9 protein-coding genes and 1 other annotated feature are annotated in these 8,267 nt (G+C 70.3%); of the genes, 8 read left to right on the plus strand and 1 reads right to left on the minus strand.

What is annotated here, in order from left to right:
• From ACFDTH_RS16145 to ACFDTH_RS16180, 8 genes are all read left to right on the plus strand, one after another.
• Positions 1-412: hypothetical protein (locus ACFDTH_RS16145; protein WP_375288586.1), on the plus strand; the 412-nt coding region annotated here is incomplete at its 5' end.
• Between the two features lie 605 nt (positions 413-1,017).
• Positions 1,018-1,073, plus strand: a sequence feature (sul1 is cis-regulatory element that is thought to sense ions involved in sulfur or methionine metabolism; They are found in Alphaproteobacteria).
• 63 nt (positions 1,074-1,136) lie between these two features.
• On the plus strand, positions 1,137-2,609 hold the full coding sequence (locus ACFDTH_RS16150) for a SulP family inorganic anion transporter (RefSeq protein WP_375288587.1): 1,473 nt from the start codon (positions 1,137-1,139) through the stop codon (positions 2,607-2,609).
• Between the two features lie 59 nt (positions 2,610-2,668).
• Positions 2,669-3,505 (plus strand): enoyl-CoA hydratase-related protein, encoded by an 837-nt coding sequence (locus ACFDTH_RS16155; protein ID WP_375288588.1) that lies wholly within the window; start codon positions 2,669-2,671, stop codon positions 3,503-3,505.
• 79 nt (positions 3,506-3,584) lie between these two features.
• Entirely contained in the window at positions 3,585-4,541 is a 957-nt protein-coding gene (locus ACFDTH_RS16160) for a hypothetical protein (RefSeq protein ID WP_375288589.1), read from the plus strand.
• On the plus strand, positions 4,538-6,034 hold the full coding sequence (locus tag ACFDTH_RS16165) for a hypothetical protein (RefSeq protein WP_375288590.1): 1,497 nt from the start codon (positions 4,538-4,540) through the stop codon (positions 6,032-6,034). Before ACFDTH_RS16160 ends, ACFDTH_RS16165 begins: the two co-directional genes overlap by 4 nt.
• A gap of 33 nt (positions 6,035-6,067) precedes the next feature.
• Entirely contained in the window at positions 6,068-6,847 is a 780-nt protein-coding gene (locus ACFDTH_RS16170) for a transglutaminase family protein (RefSeq protein ID WP_375288591.1), read from the plus strand.
• A gap of 60 nt (positions 6,848-6,907) precedes the next feature.
• Positions 6,908-7,168 (plus strand): hypothetical protein, encoded by a 261-nt coding sequence (locus tag ACFDTH_RS16175; protein WP_375288592.1) that lies wholly within the window; start codon positions 6,908-6,910, stop codon positions 7,166-7,168.
• A 200-nt stretch (positions 7,169-7,368) separates the two neighbouring features.
• Positions 7,369-7,917 (plus strand): hypothetical protein, encoded by a 549-nt coding sequence (locus ACFDTH_RS16180; RefSeq protein WP_375288593.1) that lies wholly within the window; start codon positions 7,369-7,371, stop codon positions 7,915-7,917.
• A 15-nt stretch (positions 7,918-7,932) separates the two neighbouring features.
• On the opposite strand, the gene ACFDTH_RS16185 is transcribed toward ACFDTH_RS16180, so the two are convergent.
• Positions 7,933-8,267: extensin family protein (locus tag ACFDTH_RS16185; RefSeq protein ID WP_375288594.1), on the minus strand; the 335-nt coding region annotated here is incomplete at its 5' end.

An 8,267-nucleotide genomic window follows, 5' to 3' on the forward strand; every position in this document is an offset into this window, starting at 1 on the left:
GGTGCTGCTCGGCATCACCAAGGCGTCGCTGCAGACCCGCAGCTTCATCTCGGCCGCTTCGTTCCAGGAGACCACCCGCGTCCTCACCGAGGCGGCGGTCCAAGGCAAGCAGGACACGCTGATGGGCCTCAAGGAGAACGTGATCGTCGGGCGGCTGATCCCGGCGGGCACGGGCGCGGGCATGAACCGCCTGCGCGTCGCCGCCTCCAGCCGCGATGCCGCGCTTCGCGCACAGCAGAAGAAGCTGAGCGACGCGATGCTGGTGGCCCCCACCAGCGCCGCCGAGCTCCGCAAGGCCGAGGACGCCCGCTCGCCCCGCGACGCCGCGGGCACCGGCAACGACCCGCTCGCGTCGGTCGTGCCGAGCGGCACCGGCACCGACGCGGACGCCGGCGAGTATCTGAACGGCTGATCATCGCGTTCAGCTGTGCGTTGAGGAAGCCGCCGTCCGGAGACATCCGGGCGGCGGTTTTCCTTTGCGCGCCCGGTCAGCCCCGATGGCCGGGTCACGCCGACGGTCGCGGCCACCCGGCGCCGGATCGTCGAGGCCGGCGCTCTACGCTGGCGCCCTCCGATGTGATCGTGCGAAACACCAGCATCCGCGAGAAGGACAAGGTGCGCTTCACGGTCTGACGGGCCTGCCCCACCGGCCGCTGTCCTACAGCGGCGGTGCCATGATAACATGGCGCCATGCCGATCCGCGCTGCGTCTTCAGGCCCGCCCTCCCCGCTTCCGCGCCGCTCCCCTGCCGGCGCGGCGATTCGGCGCGGTTGTGGCACGTGGGTGTCGCGCCACGTCGCGCATATGTCGCGGGATGTTGCCCCGGCGGCGCGTCCCCGCCGCTCTCGCGTCGCCTTTCCGGCGCATCCGGCGCAAACATCGCGAGGGCCTCAACCGCCTCAATTCGTCTCGCCGTTCCGGGCCGCCCCGCGTCACCCGCGCGCGAACGGCCACGCCCGGCTGCCCCGGCTCCGCTTGCGCTGCGCACCCCACCCCGCTACCGCACCGCACACATCGCAAGGATCCGGTGCGACCCCGGATGGCTATCCCGGCCGCCGATCCGCCGGGCAACCCACGCATGGCCTTTTCCTGACGCGCTCCTCCGGGGCGCCGCCATGCTTGCGTGTGCTGAATTCATGACCCTTTCCAACCTCCTTCCCGCGCCGGCGCAGGTGCGACGTGACGTTCTGGCCGGCATCGTCGTCGCGCTGGCGCTGATCCCCGAGGCGATCGGCTTCTCGATCATCGCCGGCGTCGACCCGCGCGTCGGCCTCTACGCCTCGGTGGCGATTGCGATGACCATCGCGCTGATCGGCGGCCGCCCCGGCATGATCTCCGCCGCCACCGCCGCGGTGGCGGTAGTGGTGACGCCGCTGGTGCGCGACCATGGCGTCGAATATCTCTTCGCCGCCACCATCCTGATGGGGCTGATCCAGATTGTCGCGGGGCTCGCCCGGCTCGACCTGCTGATGCAGTTCGTCTCGCGATCGGTGATCACCGGCTTCGTCAACGCGCTTGCCATCCTGATCTTCCTGGCGCAGCTGCCGCAGTTCGTCGGCGTGACCTGGCATACCTATGCGATGGTCGCGGCCGGGCTGGCGATCATCTACCTTTTCCCGCGCCTTACCCGCGCCGTCCCCTCCCCACTCGTCGCGATCCTGGTGCTCGCCGGCCTCGGCATCGCGCTCGGCCTGCCGGTGCGCACGGTCAGCGACATGGGCCGGCTGCCCGAGGGGCTGCCCAGCCTCGACCTGCCGGGCGTGCCGCTGAGCTGGGAGATGCTGCGGATCATCCTGCCCTATTCGCTCACCATGGCGGCCGTCGGCCTGCTCGAATCGATGCTCACCGCCCAGATTGTCGACGACATGACCGCGACGGAGAGCGATCGCCGCCGCGAGTGTATGGGCCAGGGCGGCGCCAACATCGTCGCGGCGCTGGTCGGCGGCATGGGCGGCTGCGCGATGATCGGCCAGTCGGTGATCAACGTCACCTCGGGCGGGCGCACCCGCCTGTCCACCTTCACCGCCGGCGCGTTCCTGCTGTTCCTGCTCGCGGTGCTCGGCCCCTGGGTGGGCCAGATCCCGATGGCGGCGCTGGTGGCGGTGATGATCATGGTGTCGATCGGCACGTTCAGCTGGAACTCGATCCCGAACCTGCGTCGTCATCCCTGGACCTCGTCGGTCGTCATGCTCGTGACGGTAGCGGTGGTGGTCGGCACGCGGGACCTATCGCTGGGCGTGCTCGCCGGCGTGCTGCTGTCGGGCGTGTTCTTCGCCGAGAAGGTGCGCCGGATGTTCGCGGTCGAGCGAGACGGCGATGCGGCGCACGCTACCTATCGCGTCACCGGCCAGTTGTTCTTCGCCTCGGTGGACCGGTTTACCGCCGCCTTCCGCAGCGCGCCGCCGGCGGAGCGGATCACCATCGACGTCTCCGCCGCGCACTTCTGGGACATTTCGGCGGTGGCGGCGCTCGACCGGATCGTCGACCGGCTGCGCGAGGCCGGCGCCCGCGTCGCCGTGGTCGGCTACAACCGCGCCAGCGCCGACCTGATCGACCGGTTCGCGCTCCACGACAAGACGGGGGTGGAGATGGGCGCCACCCCGCACTGAACCCCATTGCTCGGAAGCGAGAATAGAAGCTAAGTCGATCGCATTAGAGGAGAGGCGCGATGGAGTTCGAGCAGCTGCGCTATGCGGTCGAAGGGCCGGTCGCGACGGTCATCCTGTCCCGCCCCGACAAGCTCAACGCCTATACCGCCCGGATGGGCGCCGAACTGGCCGAGGCGATCGCCCTTGCCGACGCCGATGACGCGGTCCGCGCGGTGATCCTCACCGGGGAGGGTCGCGGCTTCTGCGCCGGGGCGGATATCAGTGGCGGCGCGGACAGCTTCGGCGAGGGATCGGCCAACTTCGGCTCGGGTGGGGAGCCGCGTGACGGCAACGGCTTCGTCCAGGCGCTGTTCGACGCGAAAAAGGTGACGATCGCAGCGATCAACGGCGCCGCGGTGGGCGTGGGCGTCACGCTGACCCTGCCCTGCGACATCCGCATCGCCAGCGATGCCGCTCGCTTCGGCTTTGTCTTCGCCCGGCGCGGACTGGTGCCGGAGGCGGGCAGCGCCTGGTTCCTGCCGCAGATCGTCGGCCTGCCGCAGGCGCTGCGCTGGTGCCTGTCCGGCCGGCTGTTCGACGCCGCCGAGGCGCACGCCGGCGGTCTGGTGAGCGAGGTGACCGCGCCCGCTTCGCTGCTGCCCCGCGCCCGCGCGATCGCCGCCGAGATTGCCGAGACCACCGCGCCCGTCTCCGTCGCGCTCACCCGGCAGATGCTGTGGCGCTTCGCCGGCGAGGCATCGCCGGATGGCGCACTGGCGGTGGACGGCCGTATGGCAATGGCGCTCGGCCGCGGCGCCGACGTGCGTGAGGGCGTCGCCGCTTTCCTCGAAAAGCGCGCGCCGGCGTTTCCCGGCCGGGTGTCCACGGACATGCCCAAGGACTACCCCTGGTGGTGAGGGCGCCTGCCTTCCCGTGCGGTTGCCTACCCCCCTTCGTAAGGCTAGATCACCGGGGAGCCTTGCTGGAGTGCCCGCCGTGCCCGACGTTCGCCTGACGCTGGAAGACGGCAAGACCGTCACGCTCACCCTGCCCGAGCCAGGTACCGCCCCGTCGGCTTTCCTGGTCAGTCTGCCCAAGGCCGGCAGCACCCTGTTCTACCGCCTGATGCAGCCCATCGCGAACCGCGCCGGCCTGCCCTATTTCTCGCTGCCCAACGAGCTCCACTCGATCGGCGTGCCCGCGGCGAACGTGCGCGACGGGATCGCGGACGTGTTCCGGCCGACCGGCTACACCTATGGCGGCTTCCGCGGCATCGAGCGCAACATGGTCTTGCCCGAATACGCCGACGGGCGCACCGTGCTGCTGGTCCGCGACCCGCGTGACATGCTGACCTCACTCTATTTCAGCGAGGCGAAAAGCCATGTGCCACCCGGCGCCTCCGCCAGCGATGCGCTGCTCAAGCAGTTCGAGCAGCGGCGCCAGCGCGCGCTGTCGATGTCGATCGACGAGTTCGCGCTCCAGCGCGCGCAGGGGCTGAAGGCATCTTACGAGAGCGTGTCCGCCGCAATGGACGGCAAGGCGCACAAGCTGTTCCGCTACGAGGACGTGATCTTCGCCAAGCGCGAGTGGGTCGATGCGGTGATCGCCTATCTCGGCCTCACCGTGGCCGGGCAGGTGGTGGCAAATGTGGTCGCGAAGAACGACGTGCGGCCGACGGCGGAGGACGAAGGGCAGCATATTCGCAAGGTCGCGCCCGGCGACCATCTCGACAAGCTGAAGCCCGAGACGATCGGCGCTCTCAACGAGACCTTCGCTCCGGTGCTGGAACGGTTCGGCTATGCCCGTGCCTCCACGCCGTCCGAAGCGGCGCCCGCCGCCGCCGACCCACCCGCGGCTGATGCGGACGCGCGCGCGGAGCAATTGCGTGCCGCCCGGCGCGCCGAACGCGTGGCGCAGCGGCAGGCCGAGCGCCGCGCCGTGCGCGGGCAGTGATCCGGGGCATCCGCCTTCTCCTCGCCGCGGCGGCAACGCTCCTCGCCCTCGCCTGCCGCGCCCAAACTTCGGAACCGATCGCTCCCGAGCCGACCGCCAGCGGGCCGAGCTGCGCCGTCAGCCTCACCGACACCGCCTTCCTGGATATCGACGGCCTGGCGCCCGCCGCGCCCAAGGGTGCGCCGCTGTCCTGCGGCCCGGGCACCCGCGGTCCGGCCGAGACGCGGCTGATGACGCTGACCACCAGCGCCGGCGTGGCGCTGGGCGTCGGCCGCGGTGGGCAGGTATACAGCATTCGAATGCCGGGCATCGCCGGCGACCTGATCCCGATGCGTCGCCCGGACGCGCCGTTCGTCGATGGCGTGCTCCAGACGGTGGCGACCAATCGGTCCGAGCGGCGCGGCTCGCCGCGTGGCGCCGCCGCGGCGGCCGGGGGCAACGATCCGGGGCCGGGCTGGCACTACCACCAGGCCGGCGCCTACCAGCGCGGCGTGCTCGCCGGGCGGGCGCCGACCTATTCCCGCATCGTATGGGAGCATCTCGACCCGCGCGGCGGCACGTTGGAAACGCTGACGTTGGCGGTGCAGGCCCACCCGACGCGGGTCGCGGGCGACCGCTTCCTCGCCTACCAGCGCATCCGCGCGCTAGATCCCAGGACGATCGAGCTGACCCAGGGCTGGATCAACACCAGCCGCGACGACCTGGGCGAGGCGCCGACGCTCGACCATTTCAACTTCCCGTACCTGACGCTCAACGCGGACGCGCTGACCCGCTTCGCGGTGGACGGCGCCGACGTCACTGACACGCGCTGGCCCAACCCGCGGGGGGAGGAGGTGCCGCAGGGCGCATGGATCGGCGGCTTCGCGGGCAGCGGCGTCGAAGCGCCGGGCCTGGCGATCGTCCGCCCCTCGGGCCAGGGGACCCGGCTGCGCTACGGTAACCGCCCGATCCGCGCGGTGGCCGATGACGGGGTGGAGACGCGACAGCAGATCTTCGTGATCAGCAACGGCGTGAGGGACCGGACGCTTGCGCCAGGCGAGGCGCTGGTGGCGACCAGCTATCTGGTGTTCGGCGGCCGCGCCGAGGTGGCGCGGCGGGCGGCAGCGCTGGCCACACGCGCCCGAATCGGACCGATGACGGTGCCGCCCGCGCGCGACCTCACTGGGCTGTGCGGCGGCAGCGCACTGGCCGTCTGCGGGATCGATGCGGGCCCGAAACTGGCACTGGCGGCTCGCTTCTGCTCGGCGTGCCTGCCCGTGTACGAGTTGCACCAGGGCCCGCGCGTGGCCTACAGCACCGAGCCCTATCTCGGCGCGCTTGGCGAGCGGCATCTCAGCGATCCCGCCTGGCAAGTCCGCCGGATCGTCGGCTGGCTGCTGCCCATGGATGTAGCTCCGCCTCCCGGCTATCGCGCGGTGGCGTTGACCGCGGACGCGCCGATCCGGGCGGCTCCCCATGATCTCGGCCGCTTCGCCTATCTGACGAGGCGCTAGGCCAAGTTCCTCCGCCACGGATCGGACGATACCATGCTGCTCTCCATCGAAGCCTGGCTGGACTATGCCTTTCCGCGACCTGCGGACGTGCTGCTCCAGATCGAGGCGGCGGCACTGCCGGACCAGCGATTGCTGGCGCAATCACTTGTGATCGGGTCGGACAATCCGATCCGCGCGGTGCCTGGCGAAGAGGGCATCGGCCAGCGCACGTGGGCGCGCGCCGAGCGCCGCCTCACCGCGCACTACACGGCGGAAGTGCAGGTCTCCCGCGCGGTCGCCGATCTGGCCGGGCTGGGTGCGACGGCCTCGCGCGACTTGCCAGGCCATGTCGTCAGTTACCTTCTGCCGAGCAGATACTGCGAGTCCGACCGGTTCGAGCATTTCGTGGCGGCGGAATTCGCAGGCCTGGAGGGCGGCCGGCTCGCTGCGGCACTGGTCGACTGGGTGGCTGGGGCGCTCACCTATGACGGGCATGGCAGCCCCTTGGGCACCTCCGCGCTCCACACCTTTGCGGAGCGGCGCGGCGTGTGCCGGGACTATGCGCACCTGCTGGTCGCGCTCGCCCGGGCAGCCGAGATTCCCGCGCGCTGCGTTTCCGCCTACGCCCCGGGAGTGGACCCGCCCGACTTCCATGCCGTGGCGGAACTCTGGCTGGAGGGTGCGTGGCACCTTGTCGACCCGACCGAAATGGGATCCTCGGCGGACCTCGCGCGCGTCTGTGTCGGGCGGGACGCGACCGATATCGCCTTCATGACCGTGTTCGGCACCGCCGATCTCGTTCAGCAGCGCGTGTGCGTCCGAGCGATCGCGTGATCATACAGGAACGGGCCGGCGCGACGCACGTTCGTTCTTTCCAGCAACAGGAGGGAAACGATGGCGAGCCCAATCGACGACAAGGCCCTGGACAGCCTGTCGGTGGCACCCGAGGAACGGCCGGCGCAGGACGAGCGCCAGCGAGCCGGGCAGGACCGCTCCATCGCCAAGCGGCTGGAGAAGCATCCCGAAAGCCACGACGCCAAGCTGGATGAGGCATTGGACGAGTCGATGGACGCATCCGACCCGCCCTCGACCACCCAGCCCGGCAGCTCGAACGACCCCGCGCCATCGTCGGGATACAGGCCCAACGATCCGTAGGCCGAATGACCGTTCCGCAACGTCGTTGCGGAAATGCCGCAACAGCCTCTCGAACAACCATGACGAACTCGGTTCGTCGCATCCCATGTTGCGGCGCGGCATCATCCGTGATTCCTTGATGACGGTGCGGTGACGGAGGCGTTAAGGCTGGTGTTAACCATCCTGGGTCATCTTCCCCGCTTCGGGTGTGGAGGGCGGACATGGGCGCAAGGATGAAGCCGGCGGACGGAGTGCTCACTTTGGCGGAGATGAAGGAGTTCGCAGGCTTCCCGGCCGCGACCCAGCGCTACATCCGCCGCAGCCTCGACATCGGTCTGGATCGGGAGGACGCCCTCGCCCGCTGGTCACGCGACGTGGTGGAGGCAGCCAGCATCCGGGCGCAGGCACGCCTGTACGATCGTTTGCCGGACGTGCGGGCACGCATCCCCGAAGACAGCGGGATCGAGGCGATCGACGGCCTGATGGGGGCGCTGATCGCCGTAACCGCCTTCGATCTCGGCCAGGGCCGCCTCACCACCTTCTCGGCCTATCGTTTCCTATACGAACGGCTGATCGACGCGCGGGTCCGGCCGTGGCTGCCCGCCGCCTTCTGCGCCGCCGCCGCGCTGCCGCACCTCCACCCGGAGCTGCGCCGCACACTGCTGCAATCGATCAGCGAGGCGGCCGCGACTGCATCGGGCTGGTCATCGCGGCAGCCGCAGTTCTTTCCCTATTGGGTGGAGAAGGTGGAAGCGGCGCTGCCGCACTGATCGGCCCGCACCAGCCTACCGACAGGCCCGCCCGCCCCACGCACCCCGCGCCGCCTGGTCGAGGTGGAGATGGTCGCGATGCGCGGCGTTATAGTCAGGCGACAGCACCGTCGCGAAGACCCCGCACGCGCCGTTGCGCACCGTGCGCAGGAACGTCGCGGCGTCGCCATTCCCCTGCCAATCCCGTACGACGCTGATCGTCCGTCCGTCCGCCAGCACAAAGCCGGCGATATCGACCGCGTCGGCGGTGGCATGCTCGCTGAATGCACCCGCGTCGCGGCCGTAGAGCCGCCGACAGGAATAGCTGCCGAAATGGCGAATTGCGGTCACCTGCGTGCCGAGCAGGCGCT

The organism is Sphingomonas sp., from assembly GCF_042096255.1.
Taxonomy (GTDB): Bacteria; Pseudomonadota; Alphaproteobacteria; order Sphingomonadales; family Sphingomonadaceae; genus Sphingomonas.

Excerpts from the sequence above, each read along its gene's own strand:
- ACFDTH_RS16150 (WP_375288587.1), top strand. The coding sequence starts at position 1,137 with ATGACCCTTTCCAACCTCCTTCCCGCGCCGGCGCAGGTGCGACGTGAC.
- ACFDTH_RS16155 (WP_375288588.1), top strand. The coding sequence starts at position 2,669 with ATGGAGTTCGAGCAGCTGCGCTATGCGGTCGAAGGGCCGGTCGCGACG.
- ACFDTH_RS16170 (WP_375288591.1), top strand. The coding sequence starts at position 6,068 with ATGCTGCTCTCCATCGAAGCCTGGCTGGACTATGCCTTTCCGCGACCT.
- ACFDTH_RS16175 (WP_375288592.1), top strand. The coding sequence starts at position 6,908 with ATGGCGAGCCCAATCGACGACAAGGCCCTGGACAGCCTGTCGGTGGCA.
- ACFDTH_RS16180 (WP_375288593.1), top strand. The coding sequence starts at position 7,369 with ATGGGCGCAAGGATGAAGCCGGCGGACGGAGTGCTCACTTTGGCGGAG.